The sequence below is a fragment of the Bradyrhizobium sp. genome (genome assembly GCF_052389815.1).
In the GTDB taxonomy this organism is placed as follows: Bacteria; Pseudomonadota; Alphaproteobacteria; order Rhizobiales; family Xanthobacteraceae; genus Bradyrhizobium.
In genome coordinates this window covers 1-25,607 of record NZ_JBQTHN010000196.1, presented here as the reverse complement: position 1 = coordinate 25,607, position 25,607 = coordinate 1, and the positions used below count along the sequence as shown (strand labels likewise).

Annotated in this window: 25 protein-coding genes; 11 read left to right on the top strand and 14 right to left on the bottom strand. The window is 65.4% G+C overall.

What is annotated here, in order from left to right; genetic code table 11:
• A partial coding sequence (locus tag ACT4OC_RS27695) for a GIY-YIG nuclease family protein (RefSeq protein ID WP_444842237.1) occupies nt 1–204 on the top strand: 204 nt, incomplete at its 5' end.
• A gap of 92 nt (nt 205–296) precedes the next feature.
• On the opposite strand, the gene ACT4OC_RS27690 is transcribed toward ACT4OC_RS27695, so the two are convergent.
• Nucleotides 297–1,211 carry an efflux RND transporter periplasmic adaptor subunit gene (locus tag ACT4OC_RS27690; protein WP_444842236.1) on the bottom strand — a complete coding sequence of 305 codons (915 nt, stop codon included), beginning with the start codon at nt 1,209–1,211 and terminating at the stop codon, nt 297–299.
• Between the two features lie 261 nt (nt 1,212–1,472).
• Here ACT4OC_RS27690 and ACT4OC_RS27685 point away from each other — a divergent pair, with 261 nt between their 5' ends.
• Nucleotides 1,473–1,760 (top strand): GlsB/YeaQ/YmgE family stress response membrane protein, encoded by a 288-nt coding sequence (locus tag ACT4OC_RS27685; protein ID WP_444842235.1) that lies wholly within the window; start codon nt 1,473–1,475, stop codon nt 1,758–1,760.
• Between the two features lie 3 nt (nt 1,761–1,763).
• Here ACT4OC_RS27685 and ACT4OC_RS27680 read toward each other — a convergent pair whose 3' ends face one another.
• From ACT4OC_RS27680 to ACT4OC_RS27670, 3 genes are all read right to left on the bottom strand, one after another.
• Entirely contained in the window at nt 1,764–2,258 is a 495-nt protein-coding gene (locus tag ACT4OC_RS27680) for a septal ring lytic transglycosylase RlpA family protein (protein ID WP_444842234.1), read from the bottom strand.
• Between the two features lie 166 nt (nt 2,259–2,424).
• A complete protein-coding gene (locus tag ACT4OC_RS27675; RefSeq protein ID WP_444842233.1) occupies nt 2,425–2,733 on the bottom strand; it encodes a HigA family addiction module antitoxin in 309 nt (102 codons plus the stop codon).
• 8 nt (nt 2,734–2,741) lie between these two features.
• On the bottom strand, nt 2,742–3,038 hold the full coding sequence (locus ACT4OC_RS27670; RefSeq protein ID WP_444842232.1) for a type II toxin-antitoxin system RelE/ParE family toxin: 297 nt from the start codon (nt 3,036–3,038) through the stop codon (nt 2,742–2,744).
• Between the two features lie 422 nt (nt 3,039–3,460).
• Here ACT4OC_RS27670 and aroQ point away from each other — a divergent pair, with 422 nt between their 5' ends.
• The gene (aroQ, locus tag ACT4OC_RS27665) at nt 3,461–3,892 is read left to right on the top strand and encodes a type II 3-dehydroquinate dehydratase (RefSeq protein ID WP_444842231.1); all 432 of its coding nucleotides are present in this window, start codon (nt 3,461–3,463) and stop codon (nt 3,890–3,892) included.
• Between the two features lie 172 nt (nt 3,893–4,064).
• Here aroQ and ACT4OC_RS27660 read toward each other — a convergent pair whose 3' ends face one another.
• From ACT4OC_RS27660 to ACT4OC_RS27650, 3 genes are all read right to left on the bottom strand, one after another.
• Nucleotides 4,065–4,310, bottom strand: coding sequence for a hypothetical protein (locus ACT4OC_RS27660; RefSeq protein ID WP_444842230.1), 246 nt, complete (start codon nt 4,308–4,310; stop codon nt 4,065–4,067).
• A gap of 114 nt (nt 4,311–4,424) precedes the next feature.
• Nucleotides 4,425–6,896, bottom strand: coding sequence for an adenylate/guanylate cyclase domain-containing protein (locus ACT4OC_RS27655; RefSeq protein ID WP_444842229.1), 2,472 nt, complete (start codon nt 6,894–6,896; stop codon nt 4,425–4,427).
• A gap of 178 nt (nt 6,897–7,074) precedes the next feature.
• Nucleotides 7,075–9,165: an AsmA family protein gene (locus ACT4OC_RS27650; protein ID WP_444842228.1), complete on the bottom strand. Its 2,091-nt coding sequence runs from the start codon at nt 9,163–9,165 to the stop codon at nt 7,075–7,077.
• Nucleotides 9,166–9,337: 172 nt separating this feature from the next.
• Between ACT4OC_RS27650 and ACT4OC_RS27645 the strand changes: the two genes are divergently transcribed.
• On the top strand, nt 9,338–10,012 hold the full coding sequence (locus ACT4OC_RS27645; protein WP_444842227.1) for a Crp/Fnr family transcriptional regulator: 675 nt from the start codon (nt 9,338–9,340) through the stop codon (nt 10,010–10,012).
• A 27-nt stretch (nt 10,013–10,039) separates the two neighbouring features.
• Here the strand turns inward: ACT4OC_RS27645 and ACT4OC_RS27640 are convergent, their stop codons facing one another.
• The 6 genes from ACT4OC_RS27640 to ACT4OC_RS27615 form a co-directional block, all read right to left on the bottom strand.
• The gene (locus ACT4OC_RS27640; protein ID WP_444842239.1) at nt 10,040–10,207 is read right to left on the bottom strand and encodes a DUF4926 domain-containing protein; all 168 of its coding nucleotides are present in this window, start codon (nt 10,205–10,207) and stop codon (nt 10,040–10,042) included.
• 50 nt (nt 10,208–10,257) lie between these two features.
• Entirely contained in the window at nt 10,258–10,590 is a 333-nt protein-coding gene (locus ACT4OC_RS27635; protein ID WP_444842238.1) for a DUF6883 domain-containing protein, read from the bottom strand.
• A gap of 28 nt (nt 10,591–10,618) precedes the next feature.
• On the bottom strand, nt 10,619–13,777 hold the full coding sequence (locus ACT4OC_RS27630; protein WP_444842226.1) for an efflux RND transporter permease subunit: 3,159 nt from the start codon (nt 13,775–13,777) through the stop codon (nt 10,619–10,621).
• Nucleotides 13,777–14,709 carry an efflux RND transporter periplasmic adaptor subunit gene (locus tag ACT4OC_RS27625; RefSeq protein ID WP_444842225.1) on the bottom strand — a complete coding sequence of 311 codons (933 nt, stop codon included), beginning with the start codon at nt 14,707–14,709 and terminating at the stop codon, nt 13,777–13,779. The genes ACT4OC_RS27630 and ACT4OC_RS27625 overlap by 1 nt, the downstream gene beginning before the upstream one ends.
• A 208-nt stretch (nt 14,710–14,917) precedes the next feature.
• Nucleotides 14,918–15,577 carry an OmpA family protein gene (locus ACT4OC_RS27620; protein ID WP_444842224.1) on the bottom strand — a complete coding sequence of 220 codons (660 nt, stop codon included), beginning with the start codon at nt 15,575–15,577 and terminating at the stop codon, nt 14,918–14,920.
• A 139-nt stretch (nt 15,578–15,716) separates the two neighbouring features.
• Nucleotides 15,717–17,159: a caspase family protein gene (locus ACT4OC_RS27615; RefSeq protein ID WP_444842223.1), complete on the bottom strand. Its 1,443-nt coding sequence runs from the start codon at nt 17,157–17,159 to the stop codon at nt 15,717–15,719.
• Nucleotides 17,160–17,534: 375 nt separating this feature from the next.
• Here ACT4OC_RS27615 and ACT4OC_RS27610 point away from each other — a divergent pair, with 375 nt between their 5' ends.
• Together ACT4OC_RS27610 and ACT4OC_RS27605 are read left to right on the top strand one after the other, a co-directional pair.
• Complete coding sequence (locus ACT4OC_RS27610; RefSeq protein ID WP_444842222.1) at nt 17,535–18,341, top strand: N-acyl homoserine lactonase family protein; 807 nt, start codon at nt 17,535–17,537, stop codon at nt 18,339–18,341.
• Nucleotides 18,342–18,348: 7 nt separating this feature from the next.
• Nucleotides 18,349–19,230, top strand: a complete 882-nt coding sequence (locus tag ACT4OC_RS27605) for an NAD(P)-dependent oxidoreductase (RefSeq protein ID WP_444842221.1) — start codon at nt 18,349–18,351, stop codon at nt 19,228–19,230.
• Between the two features lie 133 nt (nt 19,231–19,363).
• Here the strand turns inward: ACT4OC_RS27605 and ACT4OC_RS27600 are convergent, their stop codons facing one another.
• Nucleotides 19,364–19,903 carry a MarR family winged helix-turn-helix transcriptional regulator gene (locus ACT4OC_RS27600; protein ID WP_444842220.1) on the bottom strand — a complete coding sequence of 180 codons (540 nt, stop codon included), beginning with the start codon at nt 19,901–19,903 and terminating at the stop codon, nt 19,364–19,366.
• A gap of 103 nt (nt 19,904–20,006) precedes the next feature.
• Between ACT4OC_RS27600 and ACT4OC_RS27595 the strand changes: the two genes are divergently transcribed.
• The 5 genes from ACT4OC_RS27595 to fahA all read left to right on the top strand — a co-directional run bounded on the left by ACT4OC_RS27595 (nt 20,007) and on the right by fahA (nt 25,567).
• Nucleotides 20,007–21,614, top strand: a complete 1,608-nt coding sequence (locus tag ACT4OC_RS27595; RefSeq protein WP_444842219.1) for an FAD-dependent oxidoreductase — start codon at nt 20,007–20,009, stop codon at nt 21,612–21,614.
• Between the two features lie 11 nt (nt 21,615–21,625).
• Entirely contained in the window at nt 21,626–21,853 is a 228-nt protein-coding gene (locus tag ACT4OC_RS27590) for a DUF2783 domain-containing protein (RefSeq protein WP_444842218.1), read from the top strand.
• Between the two features lie 22 nt (nt 21,854–21,875).
• Nucleotides 21,876–22,835, top strand: a complete 960-nt coding sequence (locus ACT4OC_RS27585; RefSeq protein ID WP_444842217.1) for an MBL fold metallo-hydrolase — start codon at nt 21,876–21,878, stop codon at nt 22,833–22,835.
• A 2-nt stretch (nt 22,836–22,837) separates the two neighbouring features.
• Complete coding sequence (gene hmgA, locus ACT4OC_RS27580) at nt 22,838–24,184, top strand: homogentisate 1,2-dioxygenase (protein WP_444842216.1); 1,347 nt, start codon at nt 22,838–22,840, stop codon at nt 24,182–24,184.
• Nucleotides 24,185–24,295: 111 nt separating this feature from the next.
• Complete coding sequence (fahA, locus tag ACT4OC_RS27575) at nt 24,296–25,567, top strand: fumarylacetoacetase (RefSeq protein WP_444842215.1); 1,272 nt, start codon at nt 24,296–24,298, stop codon at nt 25,565–25,567.
• Nucleotides 25,568–25,607 lie beyond the last annotated feature (40 nt).

Here is a 25,607-nt window from a genome sequence, read left to right as displayed (position 1 = left end):
CTGGAGCAGCATCGCAGCGGCGAGGGCTCGGAATTCGTCAAGAAGTACGGCGTTTTCCGCCTCGTTTATGTCGAATCCTATGAGCGGCCAGAAGAAGCGATCGCGCGTGAAAAGCAGTTGAAGCGATGGAAGCGCGACTGGAAGATCGAGCTGATCGAGCGCGATAATCTTGAATGGCGAGATCTCAGCGAGCTGATTGTCTGAGCCGAGTCCCGGCCTCCGTCAGCAACCGATAGATCGCGCGGTATGGGTCCCTGCGTTCGCAGGGACGACGGCTTGTTCGCAGCGACGACAGCTCACTTAGCTTGCGCGGCCGCCGTCACCGGGCGCACCGGATCGCCTTCGCGGAGCAGCGCACCGGCGCGGGCGACGACGGTGTCGCCCTCCTGCAGGCCCTCCTTGATCTCGACCTGGCCCGCCGCCATCAGCCCGGTTTCGACGCGGCGCGTCTCGACGCGGGCGCGGCGCACCACCTGCACCACGGTGCCGGCGCTGCCGTAGAGAATCGAGGTCAGCGGCACGGCGATGCCGCAGCTCTGCCCGGTCTTGATCAGCGCGCGTCCGCTCGAATTGATCAGGAAGCGCCGCGCCGGCGTGATGCCGATGAAGACCTGGCCGAGCTGGCTGTTCGGCTCGATGGTCGGCGCGATGCGGCGCACCCGCGCGTCGACCTCGCCCGCGCCGATGATCTTGATCCGCGCCTGCTGGCCGACCTGGAGCTTGGCGATGTCCTTCACCGGCACCATGCCGACGAGGTCGTATTCGCTGCGCGCCACGATGTTGAACAGCGCCTCGCCCTTGGCGCCGACCATGCCGCCGATCTGCGCCGTGGACTGCGAGATCAGCCCCGCCACCGGCGCCTGCACGGCAATGCTGCCGCCCTCGGGCGGCGCGATCCGCGCCAGCACCTGGCCCGCGGTGACGGTGTCGCCGGCGTCCGCCATGATATCGGTGACCTTGGCGCCCAGCCGCTCCGGCCGCACCGAGGTCTCCTCCCGCGCCCGCACGATGCCGGACACCTCGACATTGTTGTTGAAGCAGTACTTCGCCACCTTCAGCACAGTCACCGCCGGCCCGCGCGGCGCCCCGCCGTCTTCCTCACCCGCCGCCAGCGCCGGCAGGGCAGTGAGCAGAGAAGCTGCGGTGAGCAGGGCCGCTGCAAGCAATGCCGCAAGCTTCGGGTAACGGTCGCGCGTGATGCAATGATTCATCGGCAATCCATCGGGTTTTCCGGCCTCTTCGATAGCAGAACGGGGCCTCGGGGCAAAGCTGGGGCGATGCCCGCTCGGGCCGCCTGTATTGGTCTTTTGCCGCATCGGCCGGTTCGACGGCAGACGTTGCCCGTGACGCCTCCTCCCGCATGGCCGGGCTTTTCCCGGCCATCTACCCGTCGCGGTGATCACGGTTGACCGGAGGAGCACTTGCCGCTTCAATTCGCGACAACCATAAGACGCGGAGCAGGGGAGGAAGCGATGACGATGCCGACAGTTGCGCAGATGATCGTCTGGATCGTCGTCGGCCTGATCGGCGGCGGCCTCGCCTCGCGTCTCATCACCTGGGACCGTGAAGGCTTCGGCAGCTTCCGCAATCTCGGCCTCGGCCTTGTTGGCGCGCTGATCGGCGGCGCGCTGTTCCGCTGGCTCGATCTGCTGCCCGGCCTCGACAAGGTGTCGATCTCGCTGCGCGACGTCGTAGCTGCGGTTGCAGGATCGCTGCTGGTGCTGCTGGCGATCTGGCTTTACCGGCGCTACGTCAAGTGAGCTTCACTGCACGACGTCGAGCTTCACCGGCGCGATGCCCCGGCCGACCATGCCGAGCTGTTCCGCGGCGGAATAGGAAACGTCGACCACGCGTCCCGGCACATAGGGCCCGCGGTCGTTGACGCGCACCGTCACCGAGCGGCCGGTGTGCTGATTGGTGACGCGCAGCCTGGTGCCGAACGGCAGCGTCGGATGCGCGGCGGTGAGCTCCTTGGGATCGAACCTCTCGCCGCTCGCGGTCTTCGTGCCCTGCGAATAGAAGCTCGCGATGCCTTGCGACTTGCCGCTGGTGTTGCTTTGGCTCTCGCCGGGTTCAACCGCCGGCGCGCGCCGCGCCACGGAGGCGGTCGCTATCCGTGGGCGCGGCTGCTCGATCGCGGCCTGCCGCGTCGCCGAACTGCGCAAGTCCGAATGCGAGCTGCGCAACGGCGATTGCCCGCAGGCCGCCAGCGTCGCGGCGCCGGCGACGATCGCGGCAAGTCTTAAGGATCGAGACATGGTCGCCCCTCTTGGTTGCCGCCAGTCCGGCGGCCAATCGGGGCAGTTCCGTGTCGGAACAGAAGCAGGGGCGGGGCCGCCGCGATATTCGCCGGACTGTGACTATCGCGTCACATCGCGGATCGCAGCATCGCCAACATCTCCGCCGAACGTGAATTGCCGGCTCTCATGCCGCCGATGTCAGGGGTCGCGCGCGTTCGATCCGCTTGCGGTCGCGTGGTGAATGCATCGCTTCCCAAAGGTCGCTGCGGCGCTGCACGTTGAGCCAGAAATCCGGGCTGTTGCCGAACACGCGGGCGAGAATGAGTGCGGTCGCCGCGGTGACATTGCGGCGATCGTTGCACAACTCGTTGACGTGCTTGCGCTGCACGCCCATGGCGTCGGCCAGCGCGCCCTGCGTCAGGCCGCGCGGCTTCATGAATTCCTCGACCAGGATTTCGCCGATCGTCGCGGGCTTGCGTTTTGTCATCAACATGGCTTGCCTCACCTGTAACTGTGGTCGTCGAGATAGATATCTTTCGCCTCGCCCCGCCCGCTGTCCCATCGAAACACCAGCCGCCATCGCTTGTTGACGCGAATCGAGTGAAGGCCGTCGAGATGACCCCGCAGCTTCTCGAAATGATTGCTGGGCGGCGATCTCAGATCGCGGTCCGTCGTCGCATCGTCGATCATCTGGAGCTTGCGGAACAGGCGATCCCCGAGATCGGCCGGGATTTTCTTCGATCTGGCGTCGTTGACGAAGAACTCGCGCAACCAGTCGTCACGGAAGCTCACAATCACGGCGCGGCTCCACTTGAGCTAATGTACTACTCTATGCCTCATATTGCCAAGCCGATTTTGCGCGCTTCAAGGCAAGGGCCAGGCATTTCCTGCGCGCGCATCAAGACAACATCGTCCTGCATAAGCTGCGGCAGGGCCGGCCGCTGACACCGTCCGATTTGCAGGAACTTGAGAAGATGCCGGCCAAGCGAGGCAGTCGCCGTGCAATGATACGAAAGGCCATTCCGTGGTCGGTCATCGAAGAGCGGCTTGGCTGAAAGGAATAGCGTTCGGATCCTCGGGACTGTGACAATTTGGCGCGGCGCAAGGCTCTCATGGCGGCCGGCGGCTACTTTGCATGGGGTTGTTTTCGACATTTTTGTTGAGCCGTGGCGGAGAAGGCACGATCCGGGTTCTCGCGCCACCCAGGAAGGAAGCGATCGATGAAGCGCGTGATGATCTTGAACGGCCCCAACCTCAACATGCTCGGCATTCGCGAGCCGCACATTTACGGCACCACAACGCTCGGAGAGATCAAGGCGAGCTGCGAGGCAAAGGGCAGGGAGTTGGGACTACAGATCGACTTCCATCAGTCGAACCACGAGGGCGTGCTGATCGACCTGATCCAGTCCGCGCGCGAAAAGGCCGACGCGCTCATCATCAATCCCGCCGGGTTTTCGTTCACCTCGGTCGGCATCATGGATGCGATCAAGATCTTCGAGGGGCCGACGCTGGAGGTGCATATTTCCAACATCCATGCCCGCGACGAGTATCACCGTCACTCGAAGATTTCGTTCGTCGCGACCGGCGTCATCGCCGGCCTCGGCCCGTTCGGCTATATCGCCGCGCTGCACGCGATCGCGAACATGAAGTGAGGGAATGCCGTCGACACACATTCGCTGTCGTCCCGGCGAACGCCGGGACCCATAACCGCGAATGGTGGTTGTGAAGAAAGGCTGTAGCTCCAGCGTAGCAAGACAATCGCGAGCGGTGGTTTTGGGCCCCGGCGTTCGCCGGGGCGACACGGAGTGTGCAGCACCGGCGCTACTAATTGCAGTGCCTCCGGGTCACCCACACGCCGAGCTCGTTGCGCTCGCGGGTGTAATAGCAATGCAGCTTGATCCTGGCATCGATCATCAGAGGCCGCACCTTGACGTCCGGGATGGAGGGCGTGGCGCGGGGGGACAGCCCCGGGCTGACGTTGAGGTTGTTCATGCCGGCCTGCGCGGCCGAAACGGAAAGAACGGCCGCAAGGGCCGCGGCGAGCGTGATCGAGGCGGTGCGCGAGCGCATGGGGATACTCCGGCCGTGTTCATGGGCTCGCGGGGGCGAGCGGGTTCCCCCCTTGGTCGCAGCGAACACGGAACGGGTTCGGTCGGGCGGCAGCGAACATGCCGCGCCGGCGCCCTATTTCTTCCTTCGCTTCGCCGTCGCAGCCGACGCATCCACCACGTTGTCGACCTCCTCGCGCCAGCCAAGGATCTCCGCCGCCAGCACCGGGTGGTTGAAGCCCTTCAGGTTCAAATCGTCGATCGGCCGGCCGTCGACCCATGGCTCGACCATGCCGTAGACGCGGCGGCTCACCACGATCTGGCCGGCCTCGGCCTCGTCGCACAGGCGCGAGGCCAAGTTGGTGACGCTGCCGATCGCGGCGTATTCCAGCCGCTGCTCGAAGCCGATCTGGCCGAGCGTGGCATAGCCGAGCGCGATGCCGATGCCGAAGCCGAGATTGTGGCCGCGGTTGCGCCAGCGCTGGGTCAGCGCGCCGATGGTGTCGCGCATCTCGACGCTCATCTTCACCGCGCGCTTGGTGTGATCCTCGAACTGGATCGGCGCGTTGAACAGGATCATCACGCCGTCGCCGGCGTAGCGGTCGAGCGTGCCTTCGTAGCGGAAGATCAATTCGCCCAGCGCCGCATGATACTCGCGCAGCACGTTCATCGCCTCTTCCGGCTCGGTCTGCTCGGTGAAGGCCGTGAAGCCTCTGAGGTCGCAGAACACGACGGTGACCTCGCGGCGGTGGCTGTCGAGCAGGCCCTCGTGGCCGTCGGAGGAGGCGATCAGTTGCGCCACCTGCGGGGCGAGGAATCGCTCGAGCTTGCGGATGCGCTCGATCTCGCCCAATTGGGTTTCGACGCGGTCCTCCAGCGACTTGTTCCAGTCCTTCAGCTGGTCCCGCTGCTCCTGCAGCGTCGCCGCCTGCTGCTGCACCGTGGAATGGGCGACTTCCAGGTCGTGGCTCTTCCGGTTCACCTCGCTGAACAGCCACGCGTTGCGCATCGCCAGCACCGCCTGGTGCGCAAAGGTCTTCATCAGGCCGATCAGGTTTTGCGGGAAGTCGCCGGCGTTGCGCCGCAATACCACCAGCGAGCCGAGCACGCCGGTCTGGTCGACCAGCGGCACGACCAGCACCGAGTAGAAGCCGGCCTCGATCGCGACTTCGCGCAAGGGAATGTCGCCGGCCTTGTGCAGGTTCGGGATTGCTATCGGCTCGCCGGAGCTCGCCGCCTCGCCCAGCGTCGAACCGGCGCGCTCGATGGCGCGATGGCTGCCTTCGGCGTTCTTGTCGACGCCGATCGCCTCGGTCAGGTCAAAGCGGTCGTTGCCCGCGTCGAAGGTGTAGATCAGCACCGCGTCGGCATGGGTGATCTCCAGCGCCCGCGCCGCCACCGTCGGCAGCACGGCGTTGAGGTCGAGCGAGGAGGCGACCGCGCGGCCGACCTCTTCCAGCACCTTCAGCTCGTTGATGGATTGCGCCAGGTCCCGCGTACGCTCCTTCACCTTCCATTCGAGGTCGGTGTAGGTTTCCTGCAGCTGCGCGGCCATGCTGTTGAACTGCCCGGCCAGCTCTTCCAGCTCGTCCTTGGTCTTCACCTCGATGCGGTGGCCGAACTTGCCCTCGCCAAGCAGCCGCGCGCCGGAGGACAGCGCCGTGATCGGAATCAGCATGCGCCGCGCCAGCACCATGCCGGCGAGGATGGCAACGAACAGGCCGAGCCCGATCAAAAGCGCAACGCGCACCAGCTGGTCGCGGATCGGCGTCAGCGCCTGCGCCGTCGGCTGCTCGAAGAACGCGGTCCACTTGAATTTCGGCACGGTCGAGGACGCCGTCAGCACGTCTTGCCCGCGCCAGTCCTTGCCGGTGGTCTGGCCCGTGCCGGTCAGTGCGGAGGCCACCTGCGGCAGCGCGGCGAGATCCTTATCGATCTCCGGACCCTTGCTGGAGGCAGCGAGCACAAGCCCTTGGGAATCGACGACGAAGGCAACGGTGTTGCGGCCGACCTGGCTGTCGCCGAGATAATCGGAGAGGAAGCGCAGGTCGATCTCGGCGACCGTGACGCCGACGCCGGCGCCGCTGTAGCCGGTATGGGCCATGGTCAGCGAGATGAACGGCCGGCCGTCGCGGAAATAGGCCTGCGAGAAGCTGGTGGCGCCGCGCGCCAGCGCCTCGCTGAAGCGGGCGTCGCGGGAGAAGTCGACCGAGGAGCCATAGGAGACGCCGCCGCCGCGCGACAGCCGCAGCTCCTCGCGGCCCTGGGCGGATATGAAGGAGACCCGGCTGACCGCCGGCACCTGGTTGAGCAGCTGGGTGTAGTCGACACGGCGCTGCTCGGGTGTGAACTGGTTGGCGCTGGCGCGGGTGACCCAGCTGGTCTGCCGCTCGAGGTCGTTCATCGCCTGGTCGATGCGGCGCGCGGTCGCCTCGGCCTTCTCGGCCATGCCGTCGATCAGCGAGGTACGGGTCGCGCGATAGCCGATCCAGGTTTCCATCACGCCGTTGACGGCGAGCACGAAGACGACGAGGCCGACCAGCGAGATCACATACTTGGCGAACAAGCCGCCGCGCATGAACCAGCTCTTGTCCTTGACCGCGTTCATCGAGACCCTCGGCCGCCCCGTTCGGGCGCGCGTATCGGCTGCCAAATTCGCGAATGACGCCGCAAGGCCATCGGCCCGCGGCATCCGTCAAATTTTAGCACAGATCGGAAGGGCGGGCCGGCTAATGCCTGTCATGGTTAGCCCGGATTGTGGGCAGTTCGGCCGGTTTCCAGCGGATTCAGCGGTTGAAAAGCTGCCGCAGCACGTCGTTCATCGGCTGGCTCTCCTGGGCGGATGGCACCGGTCCGCTCGCCGCGGCCGGCGGCGGCGAGGCCGTTTCCGCCTGCGGCAGCGGTGCCGGGCCCGCGCCGGGCGAGGGGATGCTGCGGCCCTGGGAACGGCCACCGGCAGGTGGCTGGCCCGATGCCTGCGGCTGCTGGCCGGGCGCGGCTTGCGGCTGGTTGAGCCCGCCGAGGCCCTGCTGAATCAGGTTGCCGATGGTCGCGCCGAGGTCGCCGCCGAGCGCGTTGGGCTGGCCGGCGCCGGCACCCGTGCCGGGCTGCTGGCCCGGCTGCGCGCCGCCTTGCTGGATGCCGCTGAGCAGGCCGCCGATTGCGGCGCCAAGGCCGGCGCCGTCCTTGCCGAACAGGCCCTTGCCCATCTCGCGCAGCTTGGCATAGGCCGCTTCCGGATTTTCCAGGATGCCGCTCATCTCGGGGTAGATCCGCGGCTCCGACCACGGCCCGTCGATGATGACGGGAATGCCGAAGCCGACGGGATCGGTGACGCGGCCCTGGCCTTCGGTGGTCATCACGAGCTTCGGCTCGACGCGGAATCCCATCTGCTTGGTGCCGAGGTCGACGGTGCCGACGCCGGTCACCTTGACCAGCGGGCCCACGAGGTTGAGGTCGTAGGTGGTGGCCTGGCCCTTGTCGATCTTGAAGGAGGCGGAGAGCTGGGTGAGGTCGGTGGCCTGCTGGCTGTTCTCCTGCCAGCCGGAGAGCGTAGAGGCGGTCAGCGAGCGGATCATCTGCGCGACGTTGAGGCCGCGGATCTGACCATCCTGGAACAGGGCGAACACCGTGCCGGTCATGTTGCTCATGATGGCGCGCTGGCTGTTGCCGGTCGAGCGTACGGCGATCTTCGCCTGCAGCTTGCCGTCGAGCTTGTCGAAATCGGCAGCGGTTTGCAGCAATTGCAGCGCGCGCACGCCGGTGAGATCGGTCTGCAGGGCGTAGCTCGGCACGGCCGTGGAAGCGTCGATGGTGAGGTCGCCATTGGCCAGCCCGCCATAGGTACCGAGATTGGCGACGCGCAGCTTCAGGATGCCGCTCGCCAGATTGGCCTCGATCGCGGCCGGCGCGAATTGCGTGTCGCCGAGATTGAGCTGGGCCGCCGAGATGCGCGCCTGGGCATCGACATAATTGAGCCCGTTGATGTCGATGGTCGCATTGCTCCACGGCGCTTTTGCCGAGCCGGGCGTGCTCTTGGCCATGGCGACGTTGAGCCGGTGGAAGTCGAGATCGAGTTTCACAAGCGGCTTGCTGCTGACGTCGATCGAGGCCCAGCCGTTGAAGGCGCCGTCGCCGAGCATGCCGGAAAGGCCGTTGATCTGGATGATGCTGCCGTTCAGCCGCACCTCGGCCTTGCCGGCGGCAGGCGCCGGCAGCAGGGCCGGGATCTCGAGGGTGAATTCGGTCGGGATGTTCTGCCGCTCCAGCGGCGCACCCGGCGCGGTCGCCTTGATGTCGAACTTCAGCGGATGCTCGCCGGTGCGGGCATTTCCCGTGATCCGAACCTTGCGGTCGTCGGTCATGATGATGTCGGCGTTGAGGCCCTCGATCCTGCTTTCGACGCGGTCGCGCAGGTTGGAGAACACGACGGTACCGCCGGTGACGATGACGTGCTCGATCGAGAAGGCGGCCGCCGCCGCGCCCCCCACCGGTTTCGCCGGGATCGCGCGCGAGCGTTCGCGCTGCAGCGGCAGGCTCAGAACCGGGCGCACGATGACGAGCTCGGTGATCTCGGGCTTGCCGGACCAGACGCTGGCAAGCGTCACATCGGCCTCGATGCTGGCGGCGGTGAGGCGATTGGTGATGTCGCGGTCCTTCGGATCGGCCAGCGTGACGTCCTTCAGGGTCACGTTGAGCTGCGGCCAGATGCCGATCCTGGTCGATCCATTGATGGTGAGCTTGTAGCCCGTCTCGCGCTCGACCCGCTCCTGGATGGCGGACGTCAGGAATCCGGAGGGGACGCCAACGACCAGCAGCAGCGCGATCACGACGATCACGGCAACGACGGCGGCGCCTGCGATTTTCAGTGTTCTCATTTCGACGTTCCAGACAGGCAGGGGCGAGTTTACCGCGGATCAGGCGGCAGGCTCAAAGGAGGCAAAAATAAACGGGGGGACTGCAAACTTATGTGACTTATGGCACACTTCTCCGAGGCCGAACCATGCGACAGCTCCCTTCCGAACGAGCCGGACTTGAAAAGGCATTGCCATGAGTAAACAGGCCGAATTTGCTGTCATTTTGAAGATGAATCCGATGTTTGCAGACCTCGGCGCCGACGAGCTGCAGCGGATTGCGGGCCTTTGCCATACCCAGCAAATGGCATCGGGCGAGGTTCTTTTCCAGAAGGGCGATGCGGGCGACGCCCTGTTCGGGGTGCGCCGCGGCCAGATTCGGATCGAGACAGGTGCGTCGGATGGTAGCAGGCTGACCCTCAATTTCATGGGCCCCGGCGATCTCTTTGGCGAGGTCGCTGTGCTCGACGGCCAGAACCGCACGGCGGACGCCACCGCCGGCGAGGCATCGGAACTGTTCGTGCTGCGCCGCGAGGATTTTCTCAGTTTCCTCGAGCGCGAGCCCAAGGTCGCCATCAAGATCATCATGCTGCTCTGCCAGCGCATCCGCTGGCAGAGCGAGCGCATGGAGGAATCCATGCTGCAGCCGCTGCCGGTGCGCCTCGCGCGCCGGCTCTGCGCGCTCGCCGCCGATTTCGGCTCCGAGGTTCATATCTCGCAGGAACAGCTTGGCGTCTTCGTCGGCGCCGCCCGCGAAAGCGTCAACCGCCAGCTCCAGCTCTGGCGCAAGGACGGCATCCTGGACCTGCAGCGCGGCCGCATCCTGCTGCAGAACCTGAACAAGCTGACGGCGGTGGCGAGGAACGAGTAGCGCGGGGAAAGCGGCGAGCCTGAACGCTCAGGCCTCCTCCGGAACGTAGTGAAGCGTCAGCAGATCCGTTCGAGGACAGGGTACGATGGCATACGCGCGTCCCTGCTCGTCGCTAAACTCGACAAGCGATGTTTCATCGTCAAGTCGCTGCACGACGGTCCCGACCTGGCCGCGCGCAAGCCGCCGGTCGGGCATATCCGCCAGCAGCGCCACAACGTCCAGAACAACGGGGCCAGTCTCTGTCATTATAGCACCCAACAAGTCATAAAGACCGGCACAACGTTGCCCGTCCGCACGATCCAGACTGTTCCTACCACGGCGCTTTTGTCCTGTCGCCTGATCGTTGTGTCGAACCTCCAATAGGCACCCCAAGCGTCCTGTCCGGCAGGTGAAACGCGGGCAGTACGCGCCGCAGCAAGCAACGTGTCCCGCAACCAGGCTGAATCCGCACGCGTGAGGTCAAGGGCCTCTCGAAAGACACGCGCCTTGTGACGTCCGCGGGCATGCAAAGGGTTCAAGCAGTAATCCTCGATCTTGCGGATATCGAGGATCGCGTCGTCTGCATTGGGCAACAGCATCATTGCGCCAACGTATGCTGTGTGCTTTCTACTCCGCCGCGGGCGCCACGCTGGGCGGGACCGGAGGCGGGCCTTTGGCAACGGGCGGCGCATGGTGATGGCCGGACGGCGGCTCCTCGTTCTCGCCGTGAGAGACGATCAGCCGCTTGCCGAAGCGCCAGATCAGATTGCCTACATCGTCCATCAGCATGAACATTGCCGGGACGAACACCAGCGACAGCACCGTGGAGAAAATCAGGCCGCCGATCACCGCGAGCGCCATCGGCGAGCGGAACTCGCCGCCGGCGCCGACCGCGAGCGCGCTCGGCATCATGCCGGCGACCATGGCGATCGTCGTCATCACGATCGGCCGTGCCCGCTTCATGCCGGCGTCGATCATCGCTTCCTCGCGCTTCTTGCCTTCCTTCATCGCTTCGATGGCGAATTCCACCAGCATGATGGCGTTCTTGGTGACGATGCCCATCAGCATCAGGATGCCGATCCACACCGGCGTGGTGAGCTGCTTGCCGGTGAGCAGCAGCGCGCCGACCGCGCCGCCGATCGAGAGCGGCAGCGAGAACAGGATGGTGAGCGGCTGCAGGAAGGTGCCGAACAGCAGCACCAGCACGGCATAGACCATCATCAGGCCGGCGGTGATGGCGGTGGCGAAGCCTTCGGAGAGCTCGTTGAGGCTTTCGGCGTCGCCCGACGGGCTCACCTTGACGCCCTTGGGCAGGCTCTTCATGACGGGCAGATCGTAGATCGCCTTGGTGGCATCGCCGAGCGCGGAATTGCCGACGAGGTCGGCGGCGACGGTCGCTTGCCGCTCGCGGTCGTAGCGGTTGATGCTGGTCGGCCCCTGGTCGAGCTGGATGTCGGCGACGACCGAGAGCGGTACGCCGCCGCGCTCGCCGCGCTGGCCGAGCGGCACGCGCAATTGCTGCAGCATCGAGAGATCGCCGCGCGCTGAATCCTCGAGCTGGACGCGGATCGGCACCTGGCGGTCGCCGGCGTCGAATTTTGCCAGCGCGGGCCCCACGTCGCCGATGGTGGCGACGCGGATGGTCTGCGACAGGCTCTCGGTGGATACGCCGAGCCGCGCGGCCAGCTCGGCGCGCGGCCGGATGCGCAGCTCGGGCCGGTCGAGCGACGTCTCCGAGATCACGTTGGCGATGGTCGGAACCCGTTTCATCTGCGTCGCCAGCTCGCTGGCAACGTTGTTGACGATGTTGCTGTCGACGCCGGTCACCACGAGCGAAATCGCGCGCAGGCCGTTCTCGTCGAGGAACCAGAAGCGGATGTCGGGAATGTTCACGAGTTCATTGCTGATCGACAGCTCGAGCTCGCGCTGGGTGATCTTGCGCTCGCCCTTCGGCGTGTAGTTGACGATCAGCGCGGCGCGGCGGACTTCCTGCGTGCCCGGCGGGACACGGCCGCCGTCGACGAACACGTTCTTCACCTCGGGTCGCTTGCGCAGGCGCGCAACGATCTCCTCGGTCACCTTCTCGGTGTAGGCGAGCTGCGTGCCGGGCGGCAGTTCGAGCGCCAGCAGCGAGCGTGCAGTGTCCTGCGCCGGCAGGAAGCCCTGCGGCAGCAAGGTGATGCTCCAGATCGAGGCGGCGAAGACGCCGAAGCCGACCAGAATGGTGATGAAGTAATGCCGCACCGACCAGGTCACGAGCTTGTGGTAGTTCCGCAGGATGAAGCCCGGCGGCGGATCCTCGTGCTTGGTGTCTTTCATGAAATAGGCCGCGAGCATCGGCGTGACCAAGCGCGCCGCCAGCAGCGAGAAGAACACCTGCACCGACACGGTGATGCCGAACTGCTTGAAGAACTGCCCGGCGATGCCGGACATGAAGCTGGCCGGGGCGAAGATCGCGATGATCGTCAGCGAGATCGCGATCACGGCGAGGCCGATCTCGTCGGCGGCCTCCAGCGCGGCGCGGTAGGGCGACTTGCCCATGCGCATGTGGCGCACGATGTTCTCGATCTCGACGATGGCGTCGTCGACCAGAATGCCGGTCGACAGCGTGATGGCGAGGAAGGAAACGAGGTTGAGCGAGAAGCCCAGGATGTCCATCACCCAGAACGCCGGGAAGATCGACAGCGGCAACGAGACGGCGGCGATGATGGTGGCGCGGAAATCGCGCAGGAACAGCATCACGATGATGACGGCGAGCACGGCGCCCTCGAACAGGGTCGAGATCGCCGCTTCGTAGTTGCCCTTGGTGAAATCGACCGAGGTGTCGATCAGCTTCAGGTCGACGTCTGGATAGGCGACCTTGAGCGCGTCGATGCGCTTCTGCACCGCGGCGGCCACCACCACGTCGGAAGCGCCCTTGGAGCGCTTGATGCCCAGCGCCACCACCGGCTCGCCGTTGAAACGGGCGAAGGTGCGGCGGTCGGCGATGGTGTCGGTGACGGTGCCGAGGTCGTCGAGCCGCACTTCGCCGCCGGAGAACAGCGGGATCATGGTGCCGGCGAGCTCGTTCAGCGTCTTGGCGCCGGCGAGCGTGCGGATCGCCTGGTCGTTCTTGCCGATTTCGGCGCGGCCGCCGGCGAGGTCGACATTGGTGCCGCGCAGGATCTGGCTGACATTGACCGCGGTCAGGCCCGCCGCCTGCAGCCGGTCGGGATCGAGCGAAACGAGAATCTCGCGCTCGACACCGCCGATGCGCTCGACCTGGGCGACGTTGCGCACGCCTTGCAGCGCGCGCTTGACCACGTCGTCGACGAAGTAGGAGAGCTGCTCCGGCGTCTTGCCGGGCGAGATCGCGGCGTAGGTGACGATCGGCAGGCCGATGACATCGACGCGCTGGATCAGCGGCTCGGTGACGTTCTGCGGCAGGTTGGCGCGCACCCGCGTGACCGCGTCCTTGACGTCGTTGAGCGCCCGGTCGGTGTTGGTTTCCAGCGCGAACTGGATGGTGGTCACCGACAGCCCGTCGGTGATCGAGGAGGAGATGTGCCGCACGCCCTCGACGCCGGAGACGCCGTCCTCGATGGTCTTGGTGACCTGCGACTCCAGTTCCGACGGCGCAGCTCCGAATTGCGAGACCGCCACCGAGATCACGGGGATGTCCGCCGACGGCAACCGCGTCACCGCCAGCTTGGTGAACGACACCCAGCCGAGCACCAGCAGGATGATCGAGAAGACGATGGAGGGGAGCGGATTACGGATCGACCAAGCGGAAATATTGAGAGCCATCAGCGTACCCGCACACGATCGAGTTCATCAGCAAACATGGTTTTCACCTGGTCACCGTCATGCAGCGAGGTGCCGGCGTCGGCGACGACGATCTCGCCGACGTCGAGGCCCTCGAGAATTTCAGTGGAGGTTTCCGACGACAGCCCGACGCGCACCCTGCGCGTCTCGATCGTGTTGCCTCCCTTCACCACCTGAACGGTGAGGCGGTCGATCGCGGTGTGCGGCACGGCGACGCCGCAGCTGCGCTTGGCGTCGATATTGGCGCGCGCGAACATGCCGACCTTCAGCGAGGGATTGCTGGTCATCGCGATGCGCACCTTGCCGAGCTGGCTGGTGCGGTCGATCTGCGGCGATACCAGGCGGACGCGGCCGACGAGGTCGGGCGCGCCGTCGCGGCTGATACGGGCGGTGGCGCCGGGATTGAGCTTGAGGATGTGGACGCTCGGCACCTCGGCATCGAGCTCGATCTCGTTGTTGACGGCAATGCGGAACATAGGGCCGGCCTGGGGCGAGGCGGGCGCGCCGACGATGGTGCGTACCTCGGTGACGAGGCCCGCGGCCGGCGCCCGCAGCGAGACCGGGCCGGTACGGCCGCCGCCCGGCTGGCCCGGCTGTTGCGGCGGCGGCGACAGGCGCGCCAGTTCCTGGTTCTCGGTGACGAGATCGCCCTCGCGGACGAAGAGATCGGTGACCTTGGACCCTTCCTGATCGGCGCCGACCACGGCCTCGCGCTTGGGCACGATGAACCCGGTCACCCGCACCATGTCGGAGAAGCAGGCGTTGACGGACTTGGCGACCACGACCAGGGCCTGTCCGGTCGTCTCCGGCTTCTCGCGGTGCGGACGGTGCTCCCACCAGTAATAACCGCCGACGAGGATGACGAAAGCCAGCGTTCCGAGCGCAGGCTTGACATATTCGGTGAGGGGCTTCATCGCCGGATCATTCCAGGAGCAAATTCGTGTGGAGCAGCGCCGTCGCGCGGGGCAAGCCGCCTATGTTAGCGCGTTTTCCCGCGCTGTGGATACCGTCCGGCCGCGGCAAACCGCCGGGAGGTTGCGAAAAGAGCCTCCGTTCGGGCGGCTGCCCGGACGGAGGCTCTGCATCGAAATAGCCGCAAACACTGCGCCAGCCAGTCTCAGCCTACTTCTGCGCGGTGACCTTGGTTTCCATGTTCACCACCTGCACGCGGCGGTTGGCTTCCGCGAGCGGCTGGGCCGGATCCTTCAGCTTGCTCTTGCCATAGCCGACGGTGACGAGGTCGCTGCCGTTGATGCCGTATTTGTCGACCAGATATTTCTTGATCGCATCGGCGCGGCGCTCGGACAGGTTCTGGTTGTATTCTTCGCCGCCTGCCGCGTCGGTGTGACCGGCGACCACGAAGGTGGAGCCCTTCAATTCGGCATTGGACAAGGCGCGGCCCAGCGCCTCGACCGAGGGAATCGACTTGGTGCTGATGTCGGCGGAGTTGTAGTCGAAGGTGATTTCCAGATCGATCTTCGGCTTGTCCTTGACGATGGCGGCGATTTCCTCGCGCTCGGTCCGCGATAGCGAGCGGGTGGTGCGTCCGCGGACGCTGGACACGAACTTGCTCTCGGTGGGGTTGACGGCGGGCTGCGGCGATCCGCCGGTCGACAGGCCGCGGGTCAGCGGCTTCTTGGTCGGGGTGAGAGCCTTCAGGATCTGGTCCTCGGTGACTTCGTCGGCGGCCAACGCCGCGCCGGGGCCAAATGAAAGGGCGGTGCCGACGGTCAAGATCGCGGCGATCGCGGTCAGATTCTTGGTTCCAGAAAGCTTTGCCATTGCCAGTCCCTCCTGCGCGGCTCGCGCGGTTCCAATCAGCTTACCAAATGGACAGCCGCGCCTCGCCGGTCGCGGTGATTATTCACATTAGTCTACGGCGGTGCCCCGGGGTTCGAAGGCGTACCGCCTCAAAAACGCGTCACTGTACCCCGTATTCCGCGAATTCCTTGACGATATTCGGGTCCATCGCCTTGGCGTTGGCAATGTCCAGATCTCCCTCGGCAATCGAGCCATTTCGCTTTTTGGCCAGCCCTCGCCCGTACAGCGAGGTGGTCAGGCGGGGATTGATCCGCAGCGCAGCATCGAAATCGGCGATGGCATTCTTGGTCTGCCCGCTCTTGAGGTTCAACAGCCCGCGGCTGTCCAGCGCATCGACGAAATTCGGCCGCAGCCGCAGCGCCTCGTTGCAATCCTTCAGCGCCGCCTGCAGGTCGCCGATTACGGTCCGGGCCCAGCAACGGTTGTTGTAGGCCTCGACGTCCTTCGGGTTCAGGCGCAGCGAACCATTGAAATCCTTGATCGCCAGATCGTAGGCGCCCTTGCTGGCATAGACCTGGCCGCGGCGGTACAGTGCTGCCGCATCGTCCGGATTGTCGTTGAGCTTGATAGTCAGGCTCTTGATGGTCGGATCGTCGGCCAGCGTGTTTTCAGTCTTCGGCGGCTGCTGCGGAGGCGGCGGAATCTTGACTTCGATCTGCTTTGGCGGCGGCGGGATGTCGATCTTGGCCGGCTCCTGCGCAGGCGGGGGAGGCGGCGGCGGGATATTTATCGGCTGCTTGGCCGGCGGCGGGGGCGGCAGCTTCGCCTGCGTCGCCGAGCCTGGGGGTCGCGAGCCGCCGGGAATGAAGGAAAAATCCTCCGCCAGCGAGGACGATATCCACGGCACCTGCTCGCTGCGCGAGGCGCGGGTGACGCCGACCCGGGTGCGGTTCAGCGTTTCTTCGGCCGTCAGGTCGGGCACGCGGATTTCCTTGAGCAATTCCCGCACGAACAGGCTGCGGTCGCTGCCATTATCGGCGACCACGGAAGACAGCGCCGCCGAATACATCACCAGCGTGCCGTTCGGCGCGATGACCGGCGCAAGGCCGGCGGAGAAGCTGCGGAACCGTCGCTCAAACGGGTTGCGTCTGGAGGCATCGATCAGCGCGATCTTGACGCCCGCACCGCGGCTGTTGATCTCGCCGAGCACCTTTTCGAGGCTGAAGCCATCGCGGCGCACATCCGCCTCGGTCCAGATCTGGGCGTCGACCGGGATCATGTAGCTCTGCCGGCCGGACTCGATGCCGAAGCCCGAGAAGAACAGCAGCGCGACGGAGCCGGGCTTGATCTTGCCGTACAGGCGGTCGAAGGCGCGGCGCATCTGCTCGCCGGTCAGGTTCTCGCCGATATCGACGGCAAAGCCATCGCGCTTCAATTCGTCGGCGAGTTCGCGCGCGTCGTTGATCGGCTCGCGCAGCGGCGCCTCGGCGTCCGGATATTTCGCGTTGCCGATGACGAGAGCCAGGCGCTCGCCGGCAGCCAATGACGGTGCGGCCGATGCGACCGAAAGCAGCAGGGAAAGAAACAATACGCGGATTTTCATAGCGGCGGCGGTCCAGCCCAAAAGGCGCCGATCCAGCTTGCGCCGCGGCGACCTTACTCGACGAATGAGCGATTATCAAACCCGGCAAACGGACCGTCAACCGCTTGCCGCGCCGATGTTTATTGCGACAATTCACCGCGACAAAACATGGGAAAGGCTCGGGAATGACGGCGGCTGCCCGCAACCGGTCGGGACGCCGCGAACCCGCGCAGCGCCGTTCGTCGACCGATAGTCCTGCCATATCAATGTGATTGGCGTCACATTACAGGGCAGCACGGTCACGCGCCTGACATGCGCGGGGCGCGGTTTGACCTTTGAGCGTGCCAATGGCTTGGTCTGGCGCTCCGACCCCTCAAACAATCAAAAGCAAAGCCGATGGGAAACGCCTACGAAATCTACGCGCTCCGCTACGCCACCATGTCGCCGCGCACGCCCCACATGAATTTTCTCCTCCCTGACCCGCACGACACCGCGGCGCAGGATCTTGACTATTTCGTCTGGCTGATCCGGGGCGGCGGCCGCGACATCCTGGTCGACACCGGCTTCAATGCCGAGGAGGCCAAGGCGCGCACCCGCAAGTTGACGCTCAATCCGGTCGATGCGCTGGCGGGTTTTGGTGTCACGGCTGAACAGATCAGGGACGTCATCGTCACCCATCTGCATTACGACCACGCCGGCAACCTCGACCGGTTCCCGAATGCACGGTTTCATCTGCAAGACCGCGAGATGAGCTACGCCACCGGGCGCTGCATGTGCAACGGCATGCTGCGGCATCCCTTTTCCGTCGAACATGTCACGCTGATGGTGCGCCACGTCTATGGCGAGCGCGTCACCTTCCATTCCGGCGACGGCGAGGTCGCGCCCGGCGTGAGCGTGCATCGCGTCGGCGGCCACTCCGACGGGCTGCAGGTGGTGCGGGTGGAGACCGCGCGCGGACCCGTGGTGCTGGCCTCGGACGCCGCGCATTATTATGCGAACCTGCAGAAGCGCAGTCCCTTTCCGATCGTCTACAATGTGGGCGACATGGCGACGGGCTGGGAGACCGTCGAGCGGCTTGCGGGTCATCCCGACCGCTTCATTCCCGGCCACGATCCGATCGTCGGCGAAATCTACCCGCGCGCCAGCGACAAGGTCGATGCTTTTGCGCTGCATCTGGCGCCGTCGCGGTCGTTTGTGAAGTAGAACCGGCATGAGCGCGTACCCGACCATCGGCTTCATCGGCCTCGGCGTGATGGGCGAGCCGATCTGCCGCAATCTCCTGAAGAAGAGCGGCCGCCGCGTTCTGGCGTTCGATCTTGCGGCCGAGCCGCTGGCGCGGCTGCGCGGCGAGGGCGCCGGCATCGCGGCCTGCGTCGCAGATGTGCTGAAGCAAAGCGATATGGTGTTTCTGTGCCTGCCCAGCGCAAGGCATGTCCGCGCAGTGTTCGAGGGCGACGGCATCCTGAAGAACATCCGGACGGGGCAGGTCGTCATCGATCTCGGCACGTCGTCGGTGAGCCAGACATGCGATTTCGCCCGCCAGCTGGCCGACAAGGGCGCTTCATGGGTGGATGCGCCGATCGCGCGCACGCGGCAGGCGGCGCAGGACGGCACGCTCAGCGTCATGGTCGGCACGACGGCGGCGCTTCATGCCGCGATCGAGCCGTTGATCCGCTGCTTTGCCACCGACGTCACCCATTGCGGCGGCGTCGGCGCAGGGCAGGTGACGAAAATCCTCAACAACATGGTGCTGTTCGAGACGGTCAATGCGCTCGCCGAAGCGGTTGCGGTCGCGCGTCACAATGGCGTCGACGCGAAGCTCCTGCTGGAGACGCTCTCCAAGGGCTCGGCCGACAGTTTCGCGCTGCGCAACCACGGCATGAAGGCGATTTTGCCGGGCGCCTATCCCGAGCGCGCCTTCTCGACGGAATATGCGCTCAAGGATCTGTCCTACGCGCTGGAATTGGCGCGTGATGCCGGAATCAAGATTCGCGGCGCGGAGCTGATCGGGACAATCCTACAGGAAACCATCGACGCGGGATCGGGCGACAAATATTTCCCAGTCATCGCCAAGCACATCGACCGGGCATAGTCACCGTCATTGCGAGCCACCCGGTCGGCGCGAAGCGCCGCCGGATGACAGGCTCCGCGAAGCAATCCAGCTTCTTTCGCCGCAACAAGAAAGCTGGATTGCTTCGTCGCTATCGCTCCTCGCAATGACGGAACTAATACGCCTCCTTCGCGTCGGCCTCCTCGCTGGTCTGCACCAGGCCGAGGCTCGCCTCGAGCTTGCCGAGCAGAACCGCGAAATCGCGTCGCTCCTGCGTCGAGAGGCCGGCGAGGATCTCCTGCTCGCGCTGCATCAGGCGCGGGAACAGCTCCTCGTACAGCGCGCGGCCCTTGCGGGTCAGGCGCAGGCGGAACTCGCGGCGGTCGTTCTCGTTCTCGACGCGTTCGATGAACTGGCGCTTCATCAGCGCCGTCACCGCGCGGCTGATGGTCGATTTGTGCGTCCGCGTGCACTCCGCGACATATTGCGCGCTGCAGGCGTCCTTGCGGAAGCCTAGCGTCGCCAGCACCCGCCATGAAGGGATGTCGAGCCCGTAGCGTTCCCCGTATTCGACGGCGAGCGCATTGGAGACCTCGGCCGCCAGCCGGTTGAGGCGGAACGGAACGAATTTGAAAAGGTCGAGTCGCGCGTTCTTCTTCGCTGCCGTGTCCTCGCGGACAAGGGCGGCCTGCTCGCTCGACGTTGCCTTGGCCAAGGATCGCTCCAATTTGAGTTGACGGCGGGCTGCGGACGGGGTTTAAGATAGTTGCAAGTGAGACTAATTAGCAGACCAGCGACCCGCTGGCCAGAGCAAACCCATGGCGCAGAACAAAGTCCAGTTCGGATATCGCCGGCATCCCGACCAGGATCGGCCCGGCACGAGCCCGGCGGAACATGCGGTGGTGGTGGTCGGCGCCGGCCCGGTAGGCCTGTCGCTGGCGATCGATCTCGCCCAGCGCGGGCAGAAGGTCGTGCTGCTCGACGATGCCGACCGCATCGGCGAGGGCTCGCGGGCGATCTGCTTTTCCAAGCGCGCGCTGGAATTCTGGGACCGGCTCGGCGTCGGCGAGCGCATGGTCGACAAGGGCGTGGTGTGGAACGTCGGCAAGATCTTTCACGGCGATTCCCTGCTCTACCAGTTCAACCTGCTGCCGGAGCAGGGCCACAAGCGGCCGGCCTTCATCAACCTGCAGCAGTTCTATGCCGAGGCCTATCTGGTCGACCGCGTCGTGCAATTGCCCGACATCGATCTGCGCTGGCGCAACAAGGTGAGCGCGCTGGAGCGGCGCAACGATTATGTCGCGCTCACGGTCGAGACGCCGGAAGGCCCGTACCGTCTGCATGCGCGATATGTCATCGCCTGCGACGGCGCGCGCTCGTCGCTGCGGCAGATGGTCGGCGCGGAGTTTTCCGGACAGGTATTCGAGGACCAGTTCCTGATCGCCGACGTGAAGATGACCGCGGCCTTCCCGACCGAGCGCTGGTTCTGGTTCGATCCGCCTTTTCATGCCGGCCGCTCGGCGCTGCTGCACAAGCAGCCGGACGATGTCTGGCGCATCGACCTGCAGCTCAATCCGGACGCCGATCCTGCGGTGGAGAAGAGGCCGGAGAACGTCGCGCCGCGGATCGCGCGCATGCTCGGCCATGAGCAGTTCGATTTCGAATGGATCTCGCTCTACAAGTTCCAGTGCCGGCGCATGGACCGCTTCGTTCATGGCCGCGTGATCTTTGCCGGCGACTCCGCGCACCAGGTCTCGCCGTTCGGCGCGCGCGGCGCCAATTCGGGACTGGAGGACGCCGAGAACATTGCGTGGAAGCTCGACCGCGTGCTGCGCGGCGCCTCGCCGGAAAGCCTGCTGGAAACCTATCACATCGAGCGCAGCGCGGCGGCCGACGAGAACATCCGCGAATCGACGCGCTCGACCGATTTCATGGCCCCGGCGACGGAGCAGGAAGCGCGGTTGCGCCGGGCGGTGCTGTCGCTCGCCAAGGAAACCGAGTTCGGCAAGCGCATGGTCAATGGCGGGCGGCTGTCGCTGCCGTCCGTCTATGACACGCCGCTGTCGACGCCCGACGCCGACGATTGGCGCGGCGGCCCGCGGCCGGGCACGTCGATGCCGGACGCACCGGTCGCCGATCCCTCGGGCAATCCTATGTTCCTCACCGACGCTTTCAAGGGAACGCGCTTTGCGCTGCTGACGTTTGGCAATGGCCGGGCGCTCGAAGCGCCCGAGGGTGTGGGCACGATTCGCGTCGGCGGCGCGGATGGTCTCGTCGATGTCGAAGGACTGGCCGGCGAGCGCTACGATGCAGACGGCGGCGCCACCTATCTGCTGCGGCCGGATGGCTATGTCGCCGCGCGTTTCCGTCAGCCGAGCCGGGCGGCGATCGATGCGGCGCTGGCGCGCGCCTGCGGGCTCAACTGAGGGTTTTCGCAATGCCGCTTTCGACCAGCTCGAATTTCGCCAAGCCCGACGACGCCTTCCGCGCGGTCGTCGAGGCGCATCGGGGCCTCAGCCAGGCCCAGAGCGCCGATCTCGATGCCGCGCTGGTGCTGGTGCTCGCCAACCACATCGGCGACATCGACGTCCTTCGCGAGGCGATTGTACTCGCAAAGCGGCGCATGCTGGACGCGGGCCAGCAGCAACAACAGCAACAACAATAACGGCTCAAGGGAAAATCGATTGATGGCTACCGTCAGTTTCGCATCCACCGGGGATCTCGCCGAGAAGAAGGTGACTTTCTCCGAGATCGGCCCCGATCTCTACGCCTTCACCGCCGAGGGCGATCCGAACACGGCCATCGTCGTCGGCGACGATAGCTGCCTGGTGTTCGATGCGCAGGCAACGCCGGCGATGGCGAACAAGGTGATCGAGCGGGTGCGCACCGTCACCGACAAGCCGATCAAATATGTCGTGCTGTCGCATTATCATGCCGTGCGCGTGCTGGGCGCCTCCGCCTACAAGGCGCAAGGCATCGTCGCCTCGCAGGAGACCTATCGCCTGATCGAGGAGCGCGGCCAGCAGGATTGGGATTCCGAGTACGGCCGTTTCCCGCGCCTGTTCCAGGACGCCAAGAGCATTCCCGGCCTGACCTGGCCGACGCTGACCTTCGAGACCGATATGACCATCTATCTCGGCAAGCGCGAGGTGCGGCTGATGTCGCTAGGCGCGGGCCACACTTCCGGCGACATCGTCGCCTGGGTGCCGGACGCCGAGGTGATGCTGTCGGGCGATCTCATCGAGTATCACTCCGCCTGCTATTGCGGCGACGCCTACTTGCGTGAATGGCCGGCGACGCTGAACGAGATCCGCGCCTTCAATCCCAAGTCGATCGCGCCGGGCCGCGGCGATGCGCTGAAGGGAACGGCCACCGTGCGCGAGGCCATCGCGATGACCCGCGACTTCGTCACGACCCTTTATGGGGCCGCCGAAACCTCGGTCGCCAAGGGCCGCAGCCTGAAGGAATCGATGGCGGCGACCCGCGAGGTGATGGACCCGAAATTCTCGAGCTTCGCCATCTATGAACACTGCCTGCCGTTCAACGTGTCGCGCGCCTTCGACGAGGCATCTGGAATCGACGATCCCGTGATCTGGACCGATGCGCGCGACCGCGAAATGTGGGCGGCCTTGCAAGGAGGAGGATAGACATGAACATCAACACCTCGCCTGACACCATCAGCCGCAGCGCGGCGCAGATCACGCCCGGCTACATGTCCGGCTTCGGCAACAGTTTCGAAACCGAGGCGCTGCCGGGCGCGCTGCCGATGGGCCGCAACTCGCCGCAGCGCTGCGCCTACGGGCTCTACGCCGAGCAGCTTTCCGGCTCGCCCTTCACCGCGCCGCGCGGTTCCAACGAGCGCTCCTGGCTGTATCGCATCCGCCCGTCGGTGAAGCATTCCGGCCGCTTCACCAAGGTCGACATGGGCCTGTGGCGCACCGCGCCCTGCCATGAATATGAATTGCCGATCGCGCAGCTGCGCTGGGATCCGGCGCCGCTTCCCAAGGGCGACGTCACCTTCCTGCAGGGCGTGCACACCATGACCACCGCGGGCGATGCCCCTACGCAAGCGGGCATGGCGGCGCATATGTACCTGATCACCAAGTCGATGGTGGACCAGAACTTCTACAATGCCGACGGCGAGATGATGTTCGTCCCTCAACAGGGCAATCTCCGTCTCGTCACCGAATTCGGCCGCATCGACGTCGAGCCCGGCGAGATCGCGGTGATCCCGCGCGGCGTCAAATTCCGCGTCGAGATCCCGAACGGCCCGGCTCGCGGCTATCTCTGCGAAAACTACGGCGGCGCCTTCACGCTGCCGGAGCGCGGCCCGATCGGCGCCAATTGCCTCGCCAATTCGCGCGACTTCCTGACGCCGGTGGCGGCGTATGAGGACAAGGACACGCCGACCGAGCTGTTCGTGAAATGGGGCGGCTCGCTGTTCAGGACCGAGCTGCCGCATTCGCCGATCGACGTCGTCGCCTGGCACGGCAACTACGCGCCGTACAAATATGACCTGCGCACCTTCTCGCCGGTCGGCGCGATCGCTTTCGATCACCCCGATCCCTCGATCTTCACCGTGCTGACCTCACCGTCGGAGACCGCGGGCACGGCGAATATCGATTTCGTGATCTTCCCGGAGCGCTGGATGGTGGCCGACAACACGTTCCGCCCGCCGTGGTATCACATGAACATCATGAGCGAATTCATGGGCCTGATCTACGGCGTCTACGATGCCAAGCCGCAGGGCTTCGTTCCCGGCGGCGCTTCCCTGCACAATTGCATGCTGCCGCACGGCCCCGACCGCGAGGCCTTCGATCACGCCAGCAATGTCGAGCTGAAGCCGGTAAAGCTGACGGGCACCATGGCCTTCATGTTCGAGACGCGCTTTGCCCAGCGGGTGACGGAGTACGCGGCGAAGGCTTCGACCTTGCAGGATGATTACGCCGATTGCTGGAAGGGCCTGGAGAAGCGGTTCGATCCGAAAAAGCCGTAGCCGAATACATTGTTCGTCATCGCCGGGCTTGACCCGGCGATCCATCGCTCTTCGTAGGATGGATGCCCGGGTCAAGCCCGGGCATGACGATTTTCCGACTGGAGAGTTGTAGTGCCCCATCCCAACGACCCGAGACTCCGTTCCTTCATATCAGTCGATCCCGCCTCCGACTTCCCGATCCAGAACCTGCCCTACGGCGTGTTCTCGGCAAAGGACGGCCTTGCTCCGCGCGTGGGCGTTGCGATCGGCGACCACGTGCTCGATCTCTGGCAACTCGCCCAGGATTGCCGCATCGATGTGCCCGACACCAGTGTGTTTGCCGCATCCGCGCTGAATCCCTTCATGGCGCTGGGCCCTAAAGCCTGGTCGAGCACGCGGGCGCGGATCAGCGAGCTGTTGCGCCACGATCATCCGGAACTGCGCGACAATGAGAAGCTGCGCCAGCGCGCGCTGATACCTATGCGCGACGTCACGCTGCATCTGCCGATCGCGGTCGCCGGCTACACGGATTTCTATTCCTCGAAGGAGCACGCCACCAATGTCGGCGTCATGTTCCGCGGCAAGGACAATGCGCTGCAGCCGAACTGGCTGCACATGCCGATCGGCTACAACGGCCGCGCCTCCACCGTGGTCGTGAGCGGCACCAAAGTGAAGCGCCCGCGCGGGCAGTTGAAGCCGCCGAATGTCGATGTGCCGAGCTTCGGGCCGTGCAAGAGGCTCGATTTCGAGCTGGAGATGGGCGTCATCGTCGGCCAGGCCTCGAGGATGGGCGAGATGCTCACCGAGGCGCAGGCCGAGGAGATGATCTTCGGCTTCACCATCCTCAACGACTGGAGCGCGCGCGACATCCAGCAATGGGAATACGTCCCGCTCGGCCCGTTCCAGGCCAAGGCGTTCGCCACCTCGATCAGCCCGTGGATCGTGACGCGCGAGGCGCTGGAGCCGTTCCGCCTGCATGGGCCGGCGCAGGAGCCGGAGCCGCTGGCCTATTTGAAGCAGACGCGGCCGAACAATTTTGACATGGAGCTCGACGTTGCCTTGCGCGCCAGCGGCATGAACGAGGCGAAGAGCATCTGCCGCACCAATTTCAAGTACATGTACTGGTCGTCGGTGCAGCAGCTCGTGCACCACGCCTCCTCGGGCTGCGCCATGAACGTCGGCGATCTCCTCGGCAGCGGCACCATCTCCGGTCCCGAGAAGCACCAGCGCGGCAGCTTGCTCGAGATCAGCTGGAACGGCAGCGAGCCCGTGGAGCTTGCGAGCGGCATCAAGCGCACGTTCCTCGAAGACGGCGACTCGCTCGTGATGCGCGGCTGGTGCCAGGGCGACGGCTACCGCGTCGGCTTCGGCGAGGTCGAGGGGACGATCGTCGCGGCGGGCTGAGCTCTTTCAGCCGTCATTGCGAGCGGAGCGAAGCAATCCA